19 protein-coding genes are annotated in these 23,324 nt (G+C 63.0%); 10 read left to right on the top strand and 9 right to left on the bottom strand.

The genetic code is table 11. The annotated features are described in order from the left end of the window. Window positions 1-95 precede the first annotated feature (95 nt). Both ptsP (J1G34_RS17150) and J1G34_RS17155 read left to right on the top strand, forming a co-directional pair. Window positions 96-2,627, top strand: coding sequence for a phosphoenolpyruvate--protein phosphotransferase (gene ptsP / locus J1G34_RS17150; RefSeq protein ID WP_222994386.1), 2,532 nt, complete (start codon window positions 96-98; stop codon window positions 2,625-2,627). Between the two features lie 2 nt (window positions 2,628-2,629). Then, a complete protein-coding gene (locus tag J1G34_RS17155; RefSeq protein ID WP_065891526.1) occupies window positions 2,630-2,920 on the top strand; it encodes a PTS transporter subunit EIIB in 291 nt (96 codons plus the stop codon). Window positions 2,921-3,047: 127 nt separating this feature from the next. Here the strand turns inward: J1G34_RS17155 and mltF are convergent, their stop codons facing one another. Beyond that, complete coding sequence (mltF, locus tag J1G34_RS17160; protein ID WP_065891527.1) at window positions 3,048-4,508, bottom strand: membrane-bound lytic murein transglycosylase MltF; 1,461 nt, start codon at window positions 4,506-4,508, stop codon at window positions 3,048-3,050. Window positions 4,509-4,795: 287 nt separating this feature from the next. On the opposite strand from mltF, the gene purL reads away from it, so the two are divergent. From purL to J1G34_RS17175, 3 genes are all read left to right on the top strand, one after another. Beyond that, window positions 4,796-8,692 carry a phosphoribosylformylglycinamidine synthase gene (purL, locus tag J1G34_RS17165; protein ID WP_222994394.1) on the top strand — a complete coding sequence of 1,299 codons (3,897 nt, stop codon included), beginning with the start codon at window positions 4,796-4,798 and terminating at the stop codon, window positions 8,690-8,692. 4 nt (window positions 8,693-8,696) lie between these two features. Further along, window positions 8,697-9,008 carry a YqfO family protein gene (locus J1G34_RS17170; RefSeq protein ID WP_222994387.1) on the top strand — a complete coding sequence of 104 codons (312 nt, stop codon included), beginning with the start codon at window positions 8,697-8,699 and terminating at the stop codon, window positions 9,006-9,008. Between the two features lie 467 nt (window positions 9,009-9,475). Next, the gene (locus J1G34_RS17175; protein ID WP_222994388.1) at window positions 9,476-9,745 is read left to right on the top strand and encodes a DUF6124 family protein; all 270 of its coding nucleotides are present in this window, start codon (window positions 9,476-9,478) and stop codon (window positions 9,743-9,745) included. Window positions 9,746-9,848: 103 nt separating this feature from the next. Here the strand turns inward: J1G34_RS17175 and nagE are convergent, their stop codons facing one another. The 7 genes from nagE to J1G34_RS17210 all read right to left on the bottom strand — a co-directional run bounded on the left by nagE (window position 9,849) and on the right by J1G34_RS17210 (window position 18,343). Continuing rightward, window positions 9,849-11,546 carry an N-acetylglucosamine-specific PTS transporter subunit IIBC gene (gene nagE / locus J1G34_RS17180; RefSeq protein WP_222994389.1) on the bottom strand — a complete coding sequence of 566 codons (1,698 nt, stop codon included), beginning with the start codon at window positions 11,544-11,546 and terminating at the stop codon, window positions 9,849-9,851. A 26-nt stretch (window positions 11,547-11,572) separates the two neighbouring features. After that, complete coding sequence (gene ptsP, locus J1G34_RS17185) at window positions 11,573-14,083, bottom strand: phosphoenolpyruvate--protein phosphotransferase (protein WP_222994390.1); 2,511 nt, start codon at window positions 14,081-14,083, stop codon at window positions 11,573-11,575. Window positions 14,084-14,113: 30 nt separating this feature from the next. Further along, complete coding sequence (locus J1G34_RS17190) at window positions 14,114-15,124, bottom strand: SIS domain-containing protein (protein WP_459077115.1); 1,011 nt, start codon at window positions 15,122-15,124, stop codon at window positions 14,114-14,116. Continuing rightward, window positions 15,117-16,223, bottom strand: a complete 1,107-nt coding sequence (gene nagA / locus J1G34_RS17195; protein WP_122461269.1) for an N-acetylglucosamine-6-phosphate deacetylase — start codon at window positions 16,221-16,223, stop codon at window positions 15,117-15,119. The genes J1G34_RS17190 and nagA overlap by 8 nt, the downstream gene beginning before the upstream one ends. A 10-nt stretch (window positions 16,224-16,233) precedes the next feature. Then, complete coding sequence (locus tag J1G34_RS17200; protein ID WP_065891536.1) at window positions 16,234-16,992, bottom strand: GntR family transcriptional regulator; 759 nt, start codon at window positions 16,990-16,992, stop codon at window positions 16,234-16,236. Window positions 16,993-17,253: 261 nt separating this feature from the next. Beyond that, the gene (locus tag J1G34_RS17205; protein WP_065887515.1) at window positions 17,254-17,757 is read right to left on the bottom strand and encodes a L,D-transpeptidase family protein; all 504 of its coding nucleotides are present in this window, start codon (window positions 17,755-17,757) and stop codon (window positions 17,254-17,256) included. Window positions 17,758-17,794: 37 nt separating this feature from the next. Beyond that, window positions 17,795-18,343, bottom strand: coding sequence for an NUDIX hydrolase (locus J1G34_RS17210; protein ID WP_065891537.1), 549 nt, complete (start codon window positions 18,341-18,343; stop codon window positions 17,795-17,797). 147 nt (window positions 18,344-18,490) lie between these two features. On the opposite strand from J1G34_RS17210, the gene J1G34_RS17215 reads away from it, so the two are divergent. From J1G34_RS17215 to purT, 5 genes are all read left to right on the top strand, one after another. Beyond that, window positions 18,491-19,093 carry a CoA pyrophosphatase gene (locus tag J1G34_RS17215; RefSeq protein ID WP_065887517.1) on the top strand — a complete coding sequence of 201 codons (603 nt, stop codon included), beginning with the start codon at window positions 18,491-18,493 and terminating at the stop codon, window positions 19,091-19,093. A 35-nt stretch (window positions 19,094-19,128) separates the two neighbouring features. After that, window positions 19,129-19,653, top strand: coding sequence for a gamma carbonic anhydrase family protein (locus J1G34_RS17220; protein ID WP_065891539.1), 525 nt, complete (start codon window positions 19,129-19,131; stop codon window positions 19,651-19,653). Then, window positions 19,650-19,865 (top strand): DUF1289 domain-containing protein, encoded by a 216-nt coding sequence (locus J1G34_RS17225; RefSeq protein WP_083208130.1) that lies wholly within the window; start codon window positions 19,650-19,652, stop codon window positions 19,863-19,865. Before J1G34_RS17220 ends, J1G34_RS17225 begins: the two co-directional genes overlap by 4 nt. A gap of 125 nt (window positions 19,866-19,990) precedes the next feature. Continuing rightward, complete coding sequence (locus J1G34_RS17230; protein ID WP_065887519.1) at window positions 19,991-20,458, top strand: VUT family protein; 468 nt, start codon at window positions 19,991-19,993, stop codon at window positions 20,456-20,458. Between the two features lie 70 nt (window positions 20,459-20,528). Beyond that, complete coding sequence (gene purT / locus J1G34_RS17235) at window positions 20,529-21,710, top strand: formate-dependent phosphoribosylglycinamide formyltransferase (RefSeq protein WP_054918313.1); 1,182 nt, start codon at window positions 20,529-20,531, stop codon at window positions 21,708-21,710. A gap of 144 nt (window positions 21,711-21,854) precedes the next feature. Here purT and J1G34_RS17240 read toward each other — a convergent pair whose 3' ends face one another. Further along, the gene (locus tag J1G34_RS17240; RefSeq protein ID WP_065896365.1) at window positions 21,855-23,165 is read right to left on the bottom strand and encodes an MFS transporter; all 1,311 of its coding nucleotides are present in this window, start codon (window positions 23,163-23,165) and stop codon (window positions 21,855-21,857) included. Window positions 23,166-23,324 lie beyond the last annotated feature (159 nt).

Raw genomic sequence — 23,324 nt, forward strand, 5'->3', positions numbered from 1 at the left:
TCATCGGGGGCAAGCCCCCTCCCACATTTGATCTGCGCAATCCCAGGATTCGTATCCACTCAATGAATGTTAAAGACAACACTACAGGTGAAGCCATGAACCCCTCTCAACCCGTAGAACTGCTGGCACCCCTGTCCGGAATGCTGCTGGCGCTGGATCAGGTGCCGGACCCGGTATTTTCCAGCCGCATGATCGGTGATGGTGTGTGCATCGATCCCACCTCGCAGACCCTCTGTGCACCGCTCGCCGGAGTGATCAGCAATATCCAGGACAGCGGCCATGCGGTCAGCGTCACCGACGACAACGGCGTACAGGTGCTGATGCATATCGGCTTGGACACCGTGAGCCTGGCAGGCAAGGGCTTTACCCGCCTGGTCGAAGAGGGCCAGCGGGTGACGGCCGGCCAGCCGTTGATCGAGTTCGACGCCGACTATGTGGCGCTCAATGCGCGCAGTCTGTTGACCTTGATGCTGGTGGTCAGTGGCGAGCCGTTTGTGGTGCTGGCGGCGCAGGCCGACATGGTTGAAGAGGGCCGACCGGTGCTGCGACTGTCGCCCGGCGAGGCAGCGGCAGACGCGAATGAGCAGCAGGGCTCGGCGCTGTTCTCCAAACCGCTGACCTTGCTCAATGCCCACGGCTTGCACGCTCGCCCTGCGGCGGTGCTGGCCCAGGCGGCCAAAGGCTTCAGTTCGAGCCTCTACCTGCACAAGCAGACCCAGAGCGCCAACGCCAAGTCGTTGGTGGCGATCATGGCGCTGCAAACCGTGCAGGGCGACACCTTGCAGGTGAGCGCGGCGGGGGAGGACGCGCAGGCCGCGATCCGGGCGTTGACGGCGTTGTTGGCCGAGGGGTGTGGCGAAACGGTGGTGGCTACGACCGAGCCGGTCGAGCCTGTCGCGCCGGTGTCGTCGGCCACGCTGCTGCGCGGCGTATGTGCATCACCGGGCTCGGCGTTCGGCCAGGTGGTCCAAGTGGCTGAACCTGAGTTGGTAGTCAATGAAGTCGGCGCAGGCGAAGCCACCGAGCGCGATGCATTGACGCGTGGCCTGCTGGCGGCCAATGAGGCGTTGCAACGCTTGCAGGCCGGCGCCGCCGGCAGTGCCCAGGCGGATATCTTCCGCGCCCATCAGGAGCTGCTTGAAGACCCGACGCTGCTTGAGCAGGCCCACCTGTTGCTGGCCAAGGGCAAGAGCGCAGCATTCGCCTGGAACAGCGCCACCGCCGCCACGGCTAAATTGTTCCAGGGCCTGGGCAATACGTTGCTCGCCGAGCGAGCGGCAGACCTGTCCGACGTCGGCCGGCGCGTGCTTAAACTGATCCTGGGTGTCGAGGATCGTGCCTGGGCGCTGCCGGAGCAGGCGATCCTGATCGCCGAGCAACTGACCCCCTCGCAAACGGCGAATCTCGATACCCGCAAGGTGATGGGATTTGTCACGGTGGGCGGCGGGGCTACCAGTCACGTCGCAATCCTCGCCCGTGCGCTGGGCATACCCGCCCTCTGCGGTGCGCCTGCTGACATATTGACGTTGGCCGAGGGTACGCACGTGCTGCTTGACGCCGACAAGGGCGAACTGCACCTGGCGCCGGATCAGGTCGACATTGACCACTTGCAGGCGGCCCGTGCGCGGCAGGGGTTGCGACGTCAGCGCGAAGTGGCCGAGGCCGCCCAGGCTGCCGTCACCCGCGACGGCCGTCACGTCGACGTCACGGCCAACGTCGCCTCGTTGCAGGAAGTGGAGCAGTCCCTGGCCCTGGGCGGCGAGGGCGTCGGTCTGCTGCGTTCGGAATTCCTCTACCTGGACCGCAACCGCGCGCCCAGCCCCGCCGAGCAGGCCGGCACCTATCGTGCGATTGCCCGTGCCCTGGGCACCGAGCGCAATCTGGTGGTGCGCACCCTGGATGTCGGCGGCGACAAACCGCTGGCCTATGTACCGATGGAAGCCGAAACCAACCCGTTCCTGGGCTTGCGCGGCATTCGCCTGTGCCTGGAGCGGCCGGAACTGTTGCGCGAACAGTTTCGCGCAATCCTTGCCTGCGCCGGGCTGGCGCGGCTGCACATCATGTTGCCGATGGTCAGCCTGCTCTCGGAACTGCACCTGGCGCGCAAGGTGCTCGAGGAGGAAGCGCGGGCACTCGGGCTCAGCGAGTTGCCAAAGCTGGGCATCATGATTGAAGTGCCGTCCGCCGCGTTGATGGCGGATGTGTTCGCGCCCCATGTGGATTTCTTTTCCATCGGTACCAATGACCTGACCCAATACACCCTGGCCATGGACCGCGACCACCCCCGCCTGGCGAGCCAGGCCGACAGTTTTCACCCGGCGGTGCTGCGCCTGATCGCGGCCACGGTCAAGGCCGCCCATGCCCATGGCAAGTGGGTGGGCGTCTGCGGTGCACTGGCCTCCGAAACCCTGGCGGTGCCGGTGCTGATCGGGCTGGGTGTGGATGAACTGTCGGTCAGCGTGCCGTTGATCCCGAGCATCAAGGCCACCGTGCGTGAACTGGACCTGGCCGACTGCCAGATCATCGCCCGTCAGGTGCTGGGCCTGGAAGAAGCCGGCCAGGTGCGTGAGGCCTTGCGCCTGTACCACGCCGCCACCGTTGAAACCTCATCTGTCGTGGAGCATTGAGCATGTTCGAGAAATTGCAGCAGGCGTTCTGGAAAGCCCTGACGCCGGATCTGATTGCGGAAACGGTCGCGGCGCCGGCGGGGGAGAACCTGTTACCGGTCGATGTGTTGAGTGCATTGGGCGGCGAGGCCAACCTCACGTCGCAACAACGCGTGGCGTTGACGCGGGTGCGGGTGCAGTTGAAAGAGGCGGGGCGGTTGGATGAGGCTGCGCTGAAGGCAGCGGGCGTACCGGGCGTCATGGTGTTGACGGGAGGCGTCGTCCATCTGCTCACCGGCCTCCAAGCCAAGTAGAGATCAAAATGTGGGAGGGGGCTTGCCCCCGATAGCAGAGTGTCAGTCACTACATAAGGTGACTGATCCACCGCCATCGGGGGCAAGCCCCCTCCCACATTGCTCTATGGTGTCTGGAGCATCGGGTTTATAACTGCGGGGTCTCTTCCGGCGGCTTGGTCTTGTCCACACCCGGCACATGCAGGTTGCCTTCCACCACCTGGTTACCTTCCAGCTGCGGCTGGGTCACCCAGGTCAGAATGTCGTAGTAGCGCCGGATGTTCGCCACAAAATGCACCGGCTCGCCGCCCCGGGCATAACCGTAGCGCGTCTTGCTGTACCACTGCTTCTGCGACAGGCGCGGCAGCATTTTCTTCACATCCAGCCATTTATTCGGGTTCAGGCCTTCCTTCTTGGCCAGAAGGCGCGCGTCATCCAGGTGCCCGGTGCCGACGTTGTAGGCGGCGAGGGCAAACCAGGTGCGGTCGGGCTCGGCGATCTTGTCGTCCAGCTCGTCCTTGATCTTGGCCAGGTACTTGGCGCCGCCCATGATGCTTTGTTTGGCGTCCAGGCGATTGGACACGCCCATCGCCTGGGCGGTGTTCTGGGTCAGCATCATCAGGCCGCGCACGCCGGTCTTGGACGTCACCGCCGGCTGCCACAGCGATTCCTGATAGCCGATGGCCGCCAACAGTCGCCAGTCGACCTTTTCTTCCTTGGCGTAGGCGCGAAAGTGCTTTTCGTACTTGGGCAGGCGCTGTTGCAAATGCTGGGCGAAGGTATAAGCGCCGACATAACCCAGTACATCGACGTGCCCGTAATAGCGATCTTTCAGACGCTGGAGGGTGCCGTTCTTCTCGACCTTGTCCAGGTAACTGTTGATCTCGTTGAGCAGGCTGTTGTCAACGCCGGCGGCCACGGCCCAGCTCTGGTTGCTGGCATTGCCGAGGTCGAATGCGACCCGCACGTTGGGGAAGTACACCTGGTTCATGGCGACTTCATTGGAGTCCACCAGGGTCAGGTCGATTTGTCCTTCGTCCACCATGCGTAGCAAGTCGACTACTTCAACGGCGTCGGACTCTTCGTATTCGATGGCAGGATTCTGCTTTTTAAGCGCCGCCAACTGCTCGGCGTGGGTGCTGCCCTTGAGCACCATGATCTTCTTGCCGACCAGGTCCGCCGCATTGGTCGGCCGTGACTGACCGTTGCGGTAGATGATCTGCGGCGTCACTTCGAGGTACGGGTGGGAAAAACGCACCTGCTGCTGGCGCTGTTCGCTGCTGACCAGGCCGGCAGCGGCGAGCACCGGGCCGTTGGGCTTGCCCAACTGGCCGAACAGGTCATCGAGGTTATCGGCGGTTTCGATTTCCAGCTTGACGCCCAGGTCATCGGCAAAGCGCTTGACCAGTTCGTATTCGAAACCGGTTTCACCGTTGCGATCCTGGAAATACGTGGCAGGACTGTTCCGGGTAACCACCCGCAATACGCCATCCTCCTTGATTCGCTCGAGCGTGCTGGGTTTATCAACACAGGCGCTGAGCATCAGGAAGAGTCCGGTTGCGATGAGCCATTTGGCGCATCGCGGGCGCAAAGCAGTTGGGGAGAACATCTGCGCAGTATACGCAAACGGCCCACGGCGCCATATCTCGACAGCGGCACACTTGTCTGCTAGTCGCTGCAAAACTGTGCTGTATCCCGCAGAAACGCGGCCTGGCGCGTGATTGTGACGGTTAAAATATCTGCGCCCGAGGCCATGGATTATCCCCCGGCGCCGCGCAAACCGTGCCAACTGACGTTCGGCAGCGGCCAGCGGTAGCGTTTCGGGTGCCGTGGGCGAAGGTTTACGCTAGAATGCACGGCCTCAAAGCACACCCCCTTCCCGAGGCTGTCCCGAAGATGTTGATCCTGCGCGGCGCTCCTGCCCTTTCTGCCTTTCGCCACAGCAAACTCCTTGAGCAACTGAGCCAGAAGGTTCCAGCTGTTACAGGCCTGTATGCTGAATTTGCTCACTTCGCCGACGTAACCGGCGTCTTGACCGCCGACGAACAGCAAGTGCTCGCACGCCTTCTGAAGTACGGCCCAAGCGTTCCCGTTCAAGAGCCGACCGGTCGCCTGTTCCTGGTTCTGCCGCGGTTCGGCACCATCTCGCCGTGGTCGAGCAAGGCCAGCGACATCGCCCGCAACTGCGGCCTGGATAAAATCCAGCGCCTGGAGCGTGGTATCGCGTTCTACGTGGCCGGCCAGTTCAGCGACGCCGACGCCGAGCTGATCGCCAGCAGCCTGCACGACCGCATGACCCAGATCATCGTCAGCCAGCTGGAACAGGCTGCCGGCCTGTTCAGCCACGCCGAGCCCAAGCCGCTCACTGCGATTGACGTGCTTGGCGGTGGCCGCGCCGCCCTCGAGAAGGCCAACACCGAACTGGGCCTGGCCCTGGCCGAAGACGAGATCGACTACCTGGTCAACGCCTTCAACGGCTTGAAGCGCAACCCCCACGACATCGAACTGATGATGTTCGCCCAGGCCAACTCCGAGCACTGCCGTCACAAGATCTTCAACGCCAGTTGGGACATCGACGGCCAGAGCCAGGAAAAAAGCCTGTTCGGCATGATCAAGAACACCTACGTGATGCACAGCGAAGGTGTTCTGTCGGCTTATAAGGACAACGCCTCGGTGATCGTCGGCTCCGTCGCCGGCCGCTTCTTCCCGGACCCGGAAACCCGCCAATACGGCGCGGTGCAGGAGCCGGTGCACATCCTGATGAAGGTTGAAACCCACAACCACCCGACCGCGATTGCCCCGTTCCCTGGCGCGGCCACCGGTTCGGGCGGCGAAATTCGCGATGAAGGCGCCACCGGCCGTGGCGCCAAGCCCAAGGCGGGCCTCACCGGTTTCACCGTATCGAACCTGCAGATCCCGGGCTTCGAACAGCCGTGGGAAGTGCCGTACGGCAAGCCTGAGCGCATCGTCACCGCGTTGGACATCATGATCGAAGGCCCGCTGGGCGGCGCCGCGTTCAACAACGAATTCGGGCGTCCGGCGCTGACCGGTTACTTCCGTACCTTCGAACAATCCATCACCACCCCCCGTGGCGATGAAGTGCGCGGCTACCACAAGCCGATCATGTTGGCCGGCGGCATGGGCAACATCCGTGAAGAACACGTCAAGAAGGGCGAGATTCTTGTCGGTTCCAAGCTGATCGTACTCGGCGGCCCGGCCATGCTGATCGGCCTGGGCGGCGGCGCAGCGTCCTCCATGGCCACTGGTACCAGCTCGGCGGACCTCGACTTCGCTTCCGTCCAGCGCGAAAACCCCGAGATGGAACGCCGCTGCCAGGAAGTCATCGACCGTTGCTGGCAGTTGGGCGACAAGAACCCGATCAGCTTCATCCACGACGTCGGTGCTGGCGGTTTGTCCAACGCCTTCCCGGAACTGGTCAACGATGGCGAGCGTGGTGGCCGTTTCGAACTGCGCAATATTCCAAACGACGAGCCGGGCATGGCCCCGCACGAAATCTGGAGCAATGAATCCCAGGAACGCTACGTGCTGGCCGTCGGCCCTGAAGATTTTGCGCGCTTCCAGGCCATCTGCGAACGTGAGCGCTGCCCGTTTGCCGTGGTCGGCGAAGCCACGGCCGAGCCGCAGCTTACTGTTACAGATAGCCACTTCGGCAACAGCCCGGTGGACATGCCGCTGGAAGTACTGCTGGGCAAAGCCCCGCGTATGCACCGCTCCGCCGTGCGTGAAGCCGAGCTGGGCGATGACTTCGACCCAAGCACGCTGGAACTGGCCGACAGTATCGAGCGCGTGCTGCACCACCCCGCCGTGGCGAGCAAAAGCTTTTTGATCACCATCGGCGACCGCACCATCACTGGTCTGGTTGCCCGTGACCAAATGGTTGGCCCGTGGCAGGTTCCGGTGGCTGACGTTGCCGTCACCGCCACCAGCTTCGACGTGTACACCGGTGAAGCCATGGCCATGGGCGAGCGCACGCCGCTGGCCCTGCTGGACGCTCCGGCGTCGGGCCGCATGGCCATTGGTGAAACCCTCACCAACATCGCGGCCTCGCGTATCGGCAAGCTGTCCGACATCAAACTGTCGGCCAACTGGATGTCCGCTGCCGGTCACCCGGGTGAAGATGCGCGCCTGTACGACACGGTTAAAGCCGTCGGCATGGAGCTGTGCCCTGAACTGGGTATTACCATTCCGGTGGGCAAGGACTCCATGTCCATGGCCACCCGCTGGAACGAAGACGGCACCGACAAGAGCGTCACCTCGCCACTGTCGTTGATCGTGACCGGTTTCGCGCCGGTCACCGACATCCGCCAGACCCTGACCCCGCAACTGCGCATGGACAAGGGCACCACCGATCTGATCCTGATCGACCTGGGCCGTGGCCAGAACCGCATGGGCGCCTCGATCCTGGCGCAGACTCACGGCAAGCTCGGCAAACACGCGCCGGATGTCGACGACGCCGAAGACCTCAAGGCCTTCTTCGCCGTGATCCAGGGCCTGAATGCCGACGGTCACCTGCTGGCTTACCACGACCGTTCCGACGGTGGCTTGCTGACCAGCGTCGTAGAAATGGCCTTCGCCGGTCACTGCGGCCTGAACATCGTGCTCGACAGCGTTGCCGAGGATGCCGCCGAGATCAACGGCATCCTGTTCAACGAAGAGTTGGGTGCGGTGATTCAAGTGCGCCAGGACGCTACCCCGGACGTGCTCGCACAGTTCAGCGCTGCCGGTCTTGCCGAGTGCGTGGCGGTGATTGGCCAGCCGATCAACAACGGCGAAGTCACTATCTCGTTCAACGGCGACACGGTCTTTACCGGTCAGCGCCGCTTGCTGCAGCGCCAGTGGGCCGAGACCAGCTACCAGGTCCAGCGCCTGCGCGACAACGTCGACTGCGCCGAGCAGGAGTTCGACGCGATCCTGGAAGAAGACAACCCGGGCCTGAGCACCATGCTCAGCTTCGACGTCAACCAGGACATCGCCGCGCCCTACATCAAGAAGGGTATTCGCCCACAGGTTGCCGTGCTGCGTGAGCAGGGCGTCAACGGCCAGGTGGAAATGGCGGCGGCGTTCGACCGTGCCGGGTTCAATGCGATCGACGTGCACATGAGCGACATCCTCGCCGGTCGCGTTGACCTCAATGAGTTCAAAGGTCTTGTAGCCTGCGGCGGTTTCTCCTACGGCGACGTGTTGGGTGCCGGTGAAGGCTGGGCCAAGTCAGCCCTGTTCAACAGCCGCGCCCGCGATGCGTTCCAGGGTTTCTTCGAGCGTAACGACAGCTTCACCCTGGGTGTGTGCAACGGTTGCCAGATGATGTCCAACCTCAGCGAACTGATCCCGGGCAGCGAGTTCTGGCCGCACTTTGTGCGTAACCGTTCCGAGCAGTTCGAAGCCCGTGTCGCCATGGTGCAGGTGCAGGAATCCAACTCGATCTTCCTGCAGGGCATGGCCGGTTCGCGTATGCCGATCGCCATCGCCCACGGTGAAGGCCATGCCGAGTTCGCCAGCGAAGAAGCCCTGCTCGAAGCCGACCTGTCCGGCACCGTGGCCCTGCGTTTCGTCGACAACCACGGCAAGGTCACCGAAAGCTACCCGGCCAACCCGAACGGCTCGCCGCGCGGCATCACCGGCCTCACCAGCCGCGACGGTCGCGTCACCATCATGATGCCGCACCCGGAGCGCGTATTCCGCGCCGTGCAAAACTCGTGGCGCCCGGAAGAGTGGAACGAAGACGGCGCCTGGATGCGCATGTTCCGCAACGCCCGTGTGTGGGTGAACTAAGGCCGTGTACAAGCTCGCCTTCTTCGTACCCGACAGCCACGTGGAGACGGTGAAAGCCGCCGTCTTCGCAGCCGGCGGCGGGCGCATCGGCGACTACGACAGCTGCGCCTGGCAAGTGCTGGGCCAGGGCCAATTCCGCGCGTTGGACGGCAGTCAGCCGTTCATCGGGCAAGTGGGCCAGGTTGAAGTGGTTGAGGAGTGGAAGGTTGAGCTGGTGATGGCGGATGCGTTGATCGTGGCGGTTGTGGCTGCGTTGAAACTGAGCCATCCGTATGAGACACCGGCGTATGAGGTGTGGCAGTTGGCGGATTTTTGATTCGCACGCTGCATAAACAAGAAACCCGCTGGGCCAGTTTGGTCAGCGGGTTTTTTGTTGCCTTTCAAGGCCTCATCGGGGGCAAGCCCCCTCCCACATTCAACTGCATTCCAACGATGAAACTCGGTCAACTGTGGGAGTGGGCTTGCCCCCGATGGCGTCTGCCCAGGCGCCTCAGACCTTTCCGACAAGCCTTTCAGGTTGTCTGTCGGAACTCGCACAACTAACCTTCTCGAGTCGCTGCCAATTCAGTGACCGGGACTGCAAGCCCGCCGAAATAATATTAGAAGCTCGGAAGCGCCGCTATAATCGTGGCGCTTTTCATGGTCATCGTTTTCTGGTGGCTGTGCGCGGGAGACCTTTGGGTCTGCCGAGGTGCTTCTGACTCGGTCTTGCAGGCCCGCGCACAGCTGCCACCCATCATCTGCAAGTGATGCTGGCAGCTCCTATTTTTCAGGAGGTTTACCATGATCAAAGACAGCCCAAACCCCCCATCTGATTCTCCGCCCACCGACCAAATCTTCACCGTCCTGACCCACCTGAACAGCGAAACCCTGCTCGCCAACGCCTCTCAAGACCTGGCATCCGTGCAGGCACTGGCGGGTAATCTGGCTTTTGATGTCGACGGCCCCCAGCGTGATGCAGTGCTGGGGATTCATCGTATGGTGGAAGGGATCCAGCTGATGATGGATCGGGTGCTGGATCTTCACGAAGTGTCAGCAGCCACCGCCAACTGATCGTTCCCACGCTCCGCGTGGGAATGCATCCTGTGAAGCTCTGCGTCACCCTTGCGCGGAGCGTCCGGGGCGGCATTCCCACGCGGAGCGTGGGAACGATCGATCAGGCGTTGATTGGGCGGGCAACCAACCGCTCCAGCGCCTCACCCAACCCGGTGGCCTTGTCACCCATCAGCAGATGCCAGACACCGCTTTCCAACTGGCTCATACCCTGGCAACCCAGTGCAGTGAGATCTGCTTCAGACAAGCCCGAATCATCCCTCAGTTCCACCCGCAGCCGGGTCATCGCTACCGCTTCCAGCTGGCGCACATTCCCCCGGCCACCCAGCGCATTCAGCCATTGCTCGGCTTCTTGCACATTCACTGCAACCGGCTTATCCACAGGCGCAACCGCTACAGGCGCTGCGGCAACAAACCCCGGCATCGCCAAGCGAATTTCATCAGCAATGCTATCGGCCATCGGCCCAACCACCACCTGCAAACTGCCCCCATTCCCCGGCCGCACAACCGCCATGGCGCCCAGCGCTTTCAACTGCGCATCCACCGCCTTGTTGCGATCCACCATGTCCAGCCGCAGCCGCGTGGTGCAAGCACCCACACTCAGCAGATTCTCAGCACCACCCAACGCCTGGATATAAGCCGTGGCACGCTGGTTATCACTCATCGCTTCGGCCTGCACCACCTGTATATCTTCCCTACCCGGCGTCTTCAGGTTGAAGCGGCGGATGCAGTAGCTGAACACCGTGTAGTAGATCACCGAGTAGGCCAGGCCTACCGGTACCACCAGCCAGCCGTTGGTGGACTTGCCCCAGCCCAGCACCATGTCGATAAAGCCACCGGAGAAGGTAAAGCCGAGGTGGATATTGAGTAGGTTGGTCACGGCCATCGACAGGCCGGTGAGCAGTGCATGCAGCAAGTAGAGGAACGGCGCCAGGAACATGAAGGCAAATTCAATCGGCTCGGTCACCCCGGTCAGGAACGAGGTCAGCGCCATCGACAGGAAAATCCCGCCCATCACTTTGCGGCGCTCCGGCAGCGCGTTGCGGTACATCGCCAGGCACGCGGCGGGCAGGCCGAACAGCATCACCGGGAACATGCCGGTCATGAACTGGCCGCCTTTGGGGTCGCCGGCGAAGTAGCGGGTCAGGTCGCCGGTCACTACCGCGCCGGTTGCCGGGTCGGTGAAGGTGCCGAACACGAACCACGCCATATTGTTGAGGATGTGGTGCAGGCCGGTGACGATCAGCAGGCGGTTGAACACGCCAAACACGAAGGCGCCCAGGCTGCCGCTCTCCATCAGCAACACGCCGAAGCTGTTGATGCCGTGCTGGATCGGCGGCCAGATCAAGCCGAAGATCACGCCCAGGCCCACCGCCGAAAAACCGGTGACAATCGGCACAAACCGTCGCCCACCAAAGAACGCCAGGTACTCCGGCAGCTTGATGTCCTTGAAGCGGTTATACAGCCCGCCCGCCATCAGGCCACTGGCGATACCGGCGAGCATGCCCATGTTAATGGTGGTATCCATCACCTTGAGGGTCGAGATCATCACCAGGTAGCCAATCGCCCCGGCCAGGCCGGCGGTGCCATTGTTGTCGCGGGCAAAGCCCACGGCGATGCCGATGGCGAAGATCAGCGCCAGGTTGGCGAAGATTGCTTGCCCGGCATCGTGCATCACCGCGATGTTGAGCAAGTCCGTGTCGCCCAGGCGCAGCAGCAGGCCGGCGATTGGCAGGATCGCAATCGGCAGCATCAGGGCGCGGCCCAGGCGTTGCAGGCCTTCGATAAAGTGTTGGTACATGGCGTGTCTCCCTATTCTTGTTGTTTTCAGCTCAGCGGCCAGTGGTGTTGACAGGCGTGGCGAACGGCCTTGGCACTGCTCAGGTCGAGCAGCTCAAGGCTCAGTTGCCGGCATTGCGCCGCGTCCAGGTGGCGGACGCGGTCCTTGATTTCTCCGATCTGCGGCGGGCTTACCGACAGCTCGCTGACGCCCAGGCCGACCAGCACCGGCGTGGCCAGCGGGTCGGAGGCCAGGGCGCCGCACACACCGACCCAACGCCCATGCTTGGCCGCACCGGCACAGGTCTGGGCGATCAGCCGCAGCAAGGCCGGGTGCAGCGCATCGACGCGGGCGGCCAAGCCTGCGTGGTCGCGATCCATGGCCAGGGTGTACTGGGACAGGTCATTGGTGCCGATGGACAAAAAGTCTGCGTGTTCGGCCAATTGCTCGGCCATCAGCGCGGCGGCGGGCACTTCGATCATCACCCCCAGTTCGGGGCGCTGCGTCAGTTTCAGCTCCACGCACAACTCATCCAGGCGCTGGCGGATCTGCAGCAGTTCGTCCACCTCGCTGACCATCGGCAACAGGATGCGGCAACGCGCCAGCGGCGAGACTTGCAACAGGGCGCGCAGTTGCTGGTCGAGCAGTTCCGGGCGCACCTGGGCCAGGCGAATGCCGCGCAGGCCCAACACCGGGTTGGCTTCGACAGGCAGCGGCAGGTAGTCGAGCTGCTTGTCGCCGCCCACGTCGATGGTGCGAATGATCACGGATTTGTCGCCCATGGCATCCAGCACGGCCTGATAGGCCTGGCGCTGTTCCTGTTCATCCGGCGCGGTGCGGCGGTCGACGAAGAGGAATTCAGTGCGCAGCAGGCCGACGCCATCGGCGCCGTTGTCAAACGCCACTTGGGCTTCGGCGCTGGAGGCGACATTCGCCGCGACTTCAACCGTCACGCCGTCGGTGGTGAGTGCCGGTTGTCGGGCTTGGGCCTGTTGCTGCTGGCGTCGCAATTTCTGTGTTTCGCGAATCTGGTGAACTTCGGCGTGGCGCGCTTCGCTGGGGGCCAGTTCCAGGCGGCCGTTGGCGGCATCGAGCACCACCCGTTGGCCTTGGGGTACGTCGAGCACTTCATTGCCCAGGGCGACGAGACACGGCAGGCCTTTGCCCCGGGCCAAAATCGCCACATGGGAGGTCGCACCGCCTTCGGCCATGCAGATGCCCGCGGCCTGTTGCGCGCTCAGTTGCAGCAAGTCCGAAGGCGTCAGCTCATGGGCACTGACAATCGCCCCCGCCGGCAATTCGAAATGCCAGGCTTCACCCAGCAACGCACGCAGCACCCGTTGTTGAAGGTCTCGCAGGTCATTGGCGCGCTCGGCAAACAGTGGTTTGCCCAACGCCAGCAGCACGGCGCACTGGGCCTGGATCGCATCGCGCCAGGCATGGGTGGCGGCGCTCCCTTGTTCGATGGCAGCGGTGGCTGCGTCGAGTAATGCCGGGTCTTCCAGCAGGGCGAGGTGGGCGGCAAAGATCTCTTCTTCTTCGACGTTCTTGCGTTGGCGCGCCTGGTCCAGCGTATTGCGGATTTCGCCGCGCACTTGCTCAAGGGCGGCATCCAGGCGTTGCAGTTGTTCGTCGACGCTATGATTGCCGCTGTCTTGCGGCAGTTCGATGCCCGTGAGGCGGAACAATGGCCCACATACCAGACCGGGTGCCGCGCATACGCCTTGCAGCACATTGGCTTCGGTATTCGCCCGGCGTGGTGTGGCAACGACCGGCGCGTGATGCTCCTCGTGGATCGCCACGGACAGCGCGGCGACCAATGCCTGTAACGCCGCCTCGCCATCCTTGCCACGGCAGGTCACCCGTACCTCGTCACCTTCGCCAATACCCAGCCCCATCAGGCCGATCAGGCTGTCGCAAGCCGCGGTCTTATCACCGAAGTGCAGCTGCGATTGGCTGCTGAAGCCCTGGGCAGTCTTACGGATCAGCGCGGCAGGGCGCGCATGCAAGCCGCCACGGTGGGTGATGCGCACCGTGGCGCTCACTTGCGCGACCGAGTTATCCACAGCGGTTTGAACCGGTGCGGATGTACGCAGGGCAATGCGCACCAGCGCTTCACCGACCTTCACTGTCTTGCTCGCAATCGGTTGCAGCTCGAAGCGCTCACTGTTGGTCAGGATGATCAGGCTCACCAGGCTCTTGCACTGACGCGCAATACGGTCCAGGTCAAACCGCACCAGTGCCTGGCCCTGGCTCACCCGTGCGCCTTCCTTGACCAGCAAGGCAAAGCCTTCGCCATTGAGTTCCACGGTGTCGATGCCCACATGCATCAATACCTCGGCACCGTTATCGGCACGGATGGTCAGGGCGTGCCCAGTGCGGGCGACATGGATGATCACGCCGTCACAGGGTGCCTGCAGACAGTCGTTCAACGGGTCGATAGCGATACCGTCGCCCATGGCGCCGCTGGCGAACACTTCGTCGGGGACGCCGTTCAGGGCCAGCACCGGCCCACTCAAGGGGGCGCTGAGGGTCAGTACATGATTGTTGTTGGACATGGGCACGGTACTCATCAGGAAAACGCCGCTTCAGTGGGTGCGGGTGACTTTGCTCAGGTGGCGCGGCTGGTCCGGGTCCATGCCCCGTGCCTCAGCCAGGCTGGCGGCCATCACATAGAAACTCTGGATCGCCAGGATCGGGTCCAGGCTCGGGTGTTCGGCACGGCTCAGAGTCAGGTCGCGTTCGGCGATATCGTCGGGCGCGGCCAACAGCACGCGGGCACCGCGTTGACGCATGTCGGCGGCCAGGCTCAGCAGGCCGGCCTGTTCAGCGCCGCGTGGGGCGAACACCAGCAGCGGGTAGTGTTCGTCGATCAAGGCCATCGGCCCGTGGCGCACTTCGGCGCTGCTGAAGGCCTCGGCCTGGATCGCCGAGGTCTCCTTGAGTTTGAGCGCAGCTTCCTGGGCGATGGCGAAACCGGCGCCACGGCCAATTACCATCAAGCGCTGGCTGCTTTTGAGGGCGTCGACGGCCAGGCGCCAATCCTGCCTGGCGGCGTCGCGCAGGCCTTCGGGCAGCGCCTGGCAGGCTTGCAGCAGATCGGCTTCCTGATTCCAGTGGCCGATCAACTGCGCGCTGGCGCTGAGGGTGGCGATAAAGCTCTTGGTCGCGGCCACGCTGAGTTCCGGCCCGGCGCACAGCGGCACATGGAATTCACACGCGGCTTCCAGCGGCGAATCTTCGGCATTCACCAGCGAAATGCTCAAGGCCCCGCGTTTGCGCAACAGGCGCAGGCTGTTGACCAAATCCGGGCTCTGCCCCGACTGGGAGAACCCGAACGCCACTTGGCCGCTGACTTTCATTGGCGCCTGCAACAGGGTCACCACCGACATCGGCAACGACGCCACCGGAATGCCCACGTGCTGCATGGCCAGGTAAGCGAAGTAGCTGGCGGCATGGTCCGAGCTGCCACGGGCAATGGTCATCGCCACTTGCGGCGGCTGGCGACGCAGGCGACCGGCGACTTCCGCCAGCAGCGGCTCCAGGCGTTGCAGTTGTGCGGCGACGGCGTCGCAGGAGGCCAGGGCCTCTTCAAGCATTTTTGAAGTCAATGGCTTCTCCTTCGACCATTACGTCGGTGAGTGTCAGGGAGCGGTCCAGGCGCACGCAGTCGGCGAAGCTGCCGGGTTGCAGGCGGCCGCGTTCTTCCAGGCCCAGGTAGTCCGCAGGAAATTGCGACAGGCGTTGTGAGGCTTCGCTGATGGGCAGGCCGATTTTCACCAGGTTGCGCAGCGCCTGGTCCATGGTCAGGGTGCTGCCGGCCAGGGTGCCGTCGGCCAGGCGTACGCCGCCCAGGCATTTGGTCACGGTGTGGCTGCCCAGCTTGTATTCGCCATCGGGCATGCCGGCGGCGGCGGTGGAGTCGGTGACGCAATACAGGCACGGGATCGAGCGCAAGGCCACGCGCATCGCGCCGGGATGCACGTGAAGCAAATCCGGGATCAATTCGGCGTATTGGGCGTGGGCCAGCGCGGCGCCGACGATGCCCGGCTCGCGGTGATGCAGCGGGCTCATGGCGTTGTACAAATGCGTGAAGCTGGTGGCGCCGGCGGCGAGGGCGGCGACGCCTTCTTCATAGCTGCCCAGGGTATGGCCGATCTGCATGCGCACGCCGCGTTCGCTGAGGGCGCGGATCAGTGCGTCGTGGCCGGCGATTTCCGGGGCGATGGTGATCACCCGGATCGGCGCCAGGCGCAGGTAGGCTTCGACTTCGGCCATCAAGGCGGTGTGGGCGAAGTTGGGTTGGGCGCCGAGTTTGCCTGGATTGATGTAGGGGCCCTCCAGGTGCACGCCCAGGACCCGGGCGCTGCCCGTCGGACGTTGTTCACAGAACTTGCCGAGCTCACCGAGCACTTTGGTGATTTCTTCCACCGGCGCCGTCATGGTGGTGGCCAGTAGCGAGGTGGTGCCGAACCGCACGTGGGTACGGGTGATGGTCTGGAAGGCGTGCGCCCCTTCCATGATGTCCGCACCGCCGCCGCCATGCACATGCAGGTCGATAAAGCCTGGCAGCAAGTAGGGCAGCTCGTTGTCGGCCGGGTCGCACGGGGTGCCTTCAACGGCGACCACCTTGCCGTGCTCGTGCACCAGGCGGCCGCGCATCCAGCCGCTGGGCGTGAGGATATTGTCTTCTGACATGGGCAGTTCTCTAAATTCGCAATTCGGCGGAGTAGTCATGACGGCGCAGCTCTGCGACAAAGTCGTAGTAGTCGTTGCGGCAGTAGGTGTCGGTGATTTCAATCGGCGTGTTGTCGGCGGTGTAGCCCACGCGGGTCATCAGCAGCATGGCGGTGCCGGGGGCGATGCCCACCAGCCTGGCGAACTCGTCCGAGGCGTTGATCGCCTGGATATGCTGCAGGGCGCGCACGATGGGCTTGCCGATGCCTTCCAGGTATTCGTACAGCGAATTGCCGATGGCTTGCGGCTGGGGCAGCACCGAGGCGGGCAGGGTGGTCATTTCAATCGCCATCACCGTGTCATCGGCTTTGCGCAGACGCTTGAGGCGCGCCACTTTGTCGGTGGGCGACAGGCACAGGCGGATCAGCTCTTCGTGGGTTGGCGGGGTGATGTCGCGCTCCAGCCATTGGGAGGTGGGCACAAAGCCCTTGAGCCGCAACATTTCACTGAACCCCGACAGGCGCGACAACGGTTGTTCCAGGCGCGGCGTGATAAAGGTGCCGGAGCCCTGGCTGCGGCGAATCAGGCCCTGGGCAAGCAACACTTCCAGCGCTTTACGGGCAGTGACCCGCGAGATGCCCAACTGCTCGCTGAGCGCACGCTCCGAGGGCAGGGCCTGCTCGGATTTCCACTGGCCGGCATGGATCGCCGCTTCAAGGCTGCGGGCCAGTTGCAGGTACAGCGGCGTGGATTGCTTGTCGTCGGGGCGCAGGGCCAGGATGGGATTCATCTGTCAGGTTTCCGATGCGTTATTGGAATGTTGTCGCCCGGTAATGGCCGGAAATTAATACCACTTAAATACCATGTCAATGCTGCCAAAACGGTGCGAACCCCGGTTTCAGGGCGTGCTAATGGTGCATCGTATCAAGTGGTATTAGAGAGGTCTTTGTTGCGCGCACAAACGCACAGCGCGCGCGGTGAACTGGTATTCACCGTCAGGCGCTGCCCGGGGCAGGAAATATTTTCGAATTATTTTACGAGCGGTCGCAGATCAGGGCCGAATCTCGATCAGGGTGCCGTCCTTGACCAGGCTCCAGACTTCGCGCATGTCCACATTGCGCATGCCGATGCAGCCGTCGGTCCAGTCCAGGGTGTGGAACCACTGTTCCGGGTAGTCTTCGGTGTCGGGCGTGCCGTGGATCATGATCATGCTGCCCGGTTTCACCCCTTCGCGGCGCGCGCGGGCGGCGTCGCTGATATTGGGGTAGGAGATGTGCATGGCCAGGTTGAAGCGTTCGCTGGTCTTGCGCCAGTCGATCCAGTAGAAGCCCTCAGGCGTGCGACGGTCGCCCTCGATCAGTTTGTGACCTTTCGGGTTTTTACCCAGGGATATGCGATAGGTCTTGAGCGGCTTGCCGTCGTTGATCAGCTGCAACTGGTGGGCGGATTTGAGCACCAGGACCTTTTCGACCGGTTTGCCGCCGAGGGTTTGCACCGTGGAGGCCGAGGACAGGGCCGCGAACGACAGGCAGATCAGAGCAAGCAACCAACGCATTGAAACGATTTCCCTTTGGCGACGAGTGGCCGGCTTGTTATTGGGCTGGCTTGGACTGGGGCGGCACGGACTCGCTGCGCACCGGGAACAGCTGTTGCGCACGGTCAGCGAAGAAGCATTCTAAGGTACGCCCGACCGTGCGGAAAGCCAGCTCGGACCAAGGGATGTCGGCCTCGGCGAACAGCTTCACTTCCAGGCTTTCGATGCCTGCGGCAAAGTCCAGGTCGGCCAGCTCGGCGCGATAGAAAATATGCACCTGATTGATGTGCGGCACGTTGATCAAGGTATAGAGGCTCAGGTTGCGCACGCGGGCGCAGGCTTCTTCCAGGGTCTCGCGCATGGCGGCCTGTTCCACGGTTTCGCCGTTTTCCATGAAGCCTGCGGGCAGGGTCCAGTAACCCAGGCGCGGCTCGATGGCGCGGCGGCACAGCAGCACTTTGTCGCCCCATACCGGAACGGTGCCGGCGACGATATTGGGATTCTGGTAATGAATGGTCGAGCAGTGATCGCACACATAGCGCAGGCGCGCGTCGCCTTCGGGAATGCGTTGGGTGACCGGTTTGCCGCACTGGCTGCAGAAATTCATGCTGGGGTTCCTGGAGAGTGGGCACATCTTGGCTTGGTGCCAGGCGTTCCTGCAAGTTGTCGTTTCGCGACACCCCGGTGGTTTTGGGCTTGGGCGCCTGCGCGCTTTGGTGCATGATGCAAGGTAGCCAACAGACCGAGATGACTCATGCTGGACGAGCTACTTCGCCGGGTAAGCAACCACACCCCCCACACCCTGGAGACCGACGGGCGTTTCCCCGAGGCCGCGGTGCTGGTGCCGATTACCCGCAGTGACGAACCCGAGCTGATCCTGACCCTGCGCGCCAGTGGCCTGTCGACCCATGGCGGCGAAGTGGCCTTTCCCGGCGGGCGCCGTGACCCCGAAGACCCGGACCTGATCTTTACCGCCCTGCGCGAAGCCGAAGAAGAAATCGGCCTGCCGCCGGGTCTGGTCGAGGTCATTGGCCCATTGAGCCCGTTGATCTCCCTGCACGGTATCCGTGTCACGCCCTATGTGGGCGTGGTCCCTGATTACGTCGAGTACCTGGCCAACGACGCCGAAATTGCCGCTGTCTTCAGCGTGCCCCTGGATTTTTTCCGCCAGGACCCACGCGAGCACACCCACCGCATCGACTATCAGGGTCGCAGTTGGTATGTGCCAAGCTACAGATTCGGCGAATACAAGATCTGGGGCCTGACGGCAATCATGATCGTCGAGCTGATCAACCTGCTCTACGACGACGCCAAGATCAGCCTGCATCAGCCACCCAAGAGCTTCATCAATATCTGAGCCATCGTTTGAATGGCGAGCCGTGAGGAACAACCATGAAATACCGCCTGGGCGATGCCCGCGTCGAGACGCATCCCAACAGTTGGGTAGCACCCAATGCCACGCTGGTGGGCAAGGTCAAGCTGGAGGAGGGCGCCAACGTCTGGTTCAACGCGGTATTGCGTGGCGACAACGAACTGATCCTGATCGGCAGGAACAGCAACGTGCAGGACGGCAGCGTGATGCACACCGACATGGGCTACCCGCTGACCCTCGGCACCGGCGTGACCATCGGCCACAACGCCATGCTGCACGGCTGCACCGTCGATGATTACAGCCTGATCGGCATCAACGCAGTGATCCTCAATGGCGCGAAGATTGGCAAGCACTGCATCATCGGCGCCAATTCGCTGATCGGCGAAGGCAAGGAAATTCCCGATGGCTCGCTGGTGATGGGGTCGCCCGGCAAGGTGGTGCGTGAGCTGACCGAGGCGCAGAAACGCATGCTCGAAGCCAGTGCCGCGCACTATGTGCATAACGCGCAGCGGTATGCGCGTGATCTGGTCGAGCAGGAACAATGAGTGCGGTTGAACGACCTGTCGCTTCGCCTTGTGTGAGTATTTGCGCACTGGATGATGACGATATCTGTACTGGTTGCCAGCGTACCGTGGACGAGATTACGCGTTGGAGCCGCATGGACAATGCCGAACGCCGGCTGGTGTTGGGGTTGTGCCATGAGCGGGCGGTGGCGAGTGGGTTAGTGTTTATGGTTTCTGGTAAATCCGGCGCCTGACTGCTGCCCCCCCTGTAGGAGCGAGCTTGCTCGCGAAAAACCCAAGAACACCGCGTATAGTCAGATTCCCCGCGTCATCGTTAACGTTTTTCGCGAGCAAGCTCGCTCCTACAGGTTTTCGCCCCATGCTCTTCCTGATCGCCTACATCAGCAGCGTCGTGCTGATCAACTTCGCCTTTTCCACCGCCCCGCACCTGGACGTGATCTGGTCCGCCTGGGGTGGCCTGGTCTTCATTCTGCGCGACATGGTGCAAACCCGCTTCGGCCACGGTGCGATCATCGCCATGCTGGCGGCGCTGGTGTTGTCGTATATCACGTCGGACCCGTCCATCGCCCTGGCCAGCGCCACGGCGTTCGCGGTGTCCGAATGCATCGACTGGCTGGTGTTCAGCATCACCCGGCGCCCGTTGCACGATCGTCTGTGGATCAGTTCGGCGCTGAGCATTCCCCTGGATACCTTTATTTTCTTCGGCCTGATCGGCGCGCTCACACCGGCGGTGGCGGGCACGGCGCTGGTGTCGAAATTCGCCGGGGTAACCGTGGTGTGGCTGGTCATGGCCTGGCGCATCCGCCGGCGCGCCGTTGCTAACTGAGGCCAATTTTTACAGTTCATGTAAAATGCCGGCCTTTCTCCCCCATGATCCGCTCCCCTGAGGACCTGAGATGACCCGAATCGGAACTCCATTGTCGCCAACCGCGACCCGCGTTTTGCTGTGTGGCTGCGGTGAGCTGGGCAAGGAAGTGGTAATCGAGCTGCAACGCCTGGGCGTTGAAGTGATTGCCGTGGATCGCTACGCCAACGCGCCCGCCATGCAGGTGGCGCACCGCAGCCACGTGATCAACATGCTCGACGGCGCCGCCTTGCGTGCCGTCATCGAGGCGGAGAAGCCGCACTTCATCGTGCCGGAAATCGAAGCCATCGCCACCGCTACCCTGGTCGAGCTGGAAGCCGAAGGCTTCACCGTGATCCCGACCGCGCGCGCCACCTCGCTGACCATGAACCGTGAAGGCATCCGTCGCCTGGCCGCCGAAGAGCTGGACTTGCCGACCTCCCCATACCACTTCGCCGACACCTTCGAAGACTACAGCAAGGCCGTGCAGGACCTGGGTTTCCCGTGTGTGGTCAAGCCGGTGATGAGTTCGTCGGGCAAGGGCCAGAGCCTGCTGCGCAGCGCGGACGATGTGCAGAAAGCCTGGGACTACGCCCAGGAAGGCGGCCGCGCCGGTAAAGGTCGTGTGATCATCGAAGGCTTTATCGACTTCGACTACGAAATCACCCTGCTGACCGTGCGCCATATCGGCGGCACCACCTTCTGCGCGCCGGTCGGCCATCGTCAGGAGAAGGGCGACTACCAGGAATCCTGGCAGCCCCAGGCCATGAGCCCGATTGCGCTGGCCGAGTCCGAGCGCGTCGCCAAAGCCGTGACCGAGGCCTTGGGCGGCCGGGGTCTGTTTGGCGTGGAACTGTTTATCAAGGGTGATCAGGTGTGGTTCAGCGAAGTTTCGCCGCGCCCCCATGACACGGGCCTTGTGACCCTGATTTCCCAGGACCTGTCGCAATTTGCCCTGCACGCCCGCGCCATCCTCGGCCTGCCGATCCCGTTGATCCGCCAGTTCGGGCCTTCGGCTTCGGCGGTGATCCTGGTGGAAGGGCAGTCGACCCAGACCGCATTCGCCAACCTGGGCGCCGCGTTGAGCGAGCCGGATACGGCGTTGCGTCTGTTTGGCAAGCCGGAGGTCAATGGCCAGCGCCGCATGGGCGTGGCGCTGGCGCGAGATGAGTCGATTGAGGCTGCTCGGGCCAAGGCGACCCGGGCTTCCCAGGCTGTGGTTGTAGAACTCTAAAACCGCCCCTGACGCCGATCGTTCCCACGCTCCGCGTGGGAATGCATCCTGTGACGCTCCGCGTCACGACTTTAAAAGCGGACGCAGAGCGTCCAGGGCAGCATTCCCCACGCAGAGCGTGGGAACGATCATCGCGATCAGGCTTCAGGCGACCTTGTTCAAATCATTATCCCGCGTCTCTTTCAGGCACAGCACCGCAATCAAGCTCAGCAACGCTGCCGCCGACACATACCCACCCACATAACTCAGCCCGCCCATCGCCACCAGCTTGGTTGCGAAGAACGGTGCCGCCGACGCGCCCACGATCCCACCCAGGTTATACGCCGCCGAAGCGCCGGTATAACGCACGCGGGTCGGGAACAGTTCCGGCAGCAGCGCACCCATCGGCGCGAAGGTTATGCCCATCAGGAACAGTTCCAGCGCCAGGAACAACGCCACGGCCCAGGTCGAACCGTGGGTCAGCAGCGGCTCCATGGTAAAACCCGACAGTATCGCCAGGATCGCGCCGACGATCAGCACCGGTTTGCGCCCGTAGCGGTCGCTGGCCAGCGCCGCCAACGGCGTCGCCAGGCCCATGAACAGCACCGCGAAGCACAACAGGCCGAGGAAGGTTTCACGGCTGTAGCCGAGGGTCGACACCCCGTAACTCAGGGAAAACGCCGTGGTGATATAGAACAGCGCATAGCACACCACCATCGACGCGGCGCCCAGCAGCACCGGCAACCAGTGTTGGCTGAACAGCTCCACCAATGGCACCTTCACCGGTTTTTCATGGGCCACGGCGTTGGCGAACACGGGCGTCTCGTGCAGCTTGAGCCGTGCGTACAGGCCCACCATCACCAGCGCCGCGCTGAGGATGAACGGAATGCGCCAGCCCCAGCTGCGGAACTGCTCATCGTTCAGGCTCATGGCCAAAATCAGGAACAAACCATTGGCCGCCAAAAAGCCAATCGACGGGCCCAGTTGCGGGAACATGCCGAACCAGGCGCGTTTGCCTTTGGGCGCGTTCTCGGTCGCCAGCAAGGCCGCGCCGCCCCATTCCCCGCCCAGGCCCAAGCCTTGGCCGAAGCGCAAGACACACAACAGGATCGGTGCCCAGGCGCCAATGCTGTCGTAGCCGGGCAGCAAGCCGATCAGGGTGGTACACACGCCCATCAGCAGCAGGGAGGCCACCAGCGTCGACTTGCGACCGATGCGGTCGCCAAAATGGCCGAACAGCGCCGAGCCCAGCGGGCGGGCGATAAACGCGATGCCGAAGGTCAGGAACGACGCCAGCATCTGCGCGGTGCCGGACGTCTGCGGGAAGAACACCGGGCCGATCACCAGCGCGGCAGCCGTGGCGTAGATATAGAAGTCGTAGAACTCGATGGCGGTGCCGACGATGCTCGCGGTCGCCACGCGAGCCGTCGAGTTGGTCGGGGCAGCGGTGGTGGCCTCGTTATAGGGGGTGCTCATGGCGGTAATCCCTGACGGTCATTGCGCGTTTGGACGCGGATTATTATTGGTCGTACACCCATGGATCAGGGTTGTGCGCGCAGCGGCTTGGGTAAGCCGCAGGGATTATAGGAAGGGGTTTGGAGTTACAACAAGTGACAGGCGCGCCGCAAATCGAAA

Source organism: Pseudomonas sp. Wu6, from assembly GCF_019891515.1.
GTDB lineage: Bacteria > Pseudomonadota > Gammaproteobacteria > Pseudomonadales > Pseudomonadaceae > Aquipseudomonas > Aquipseudomonas orientalis_A.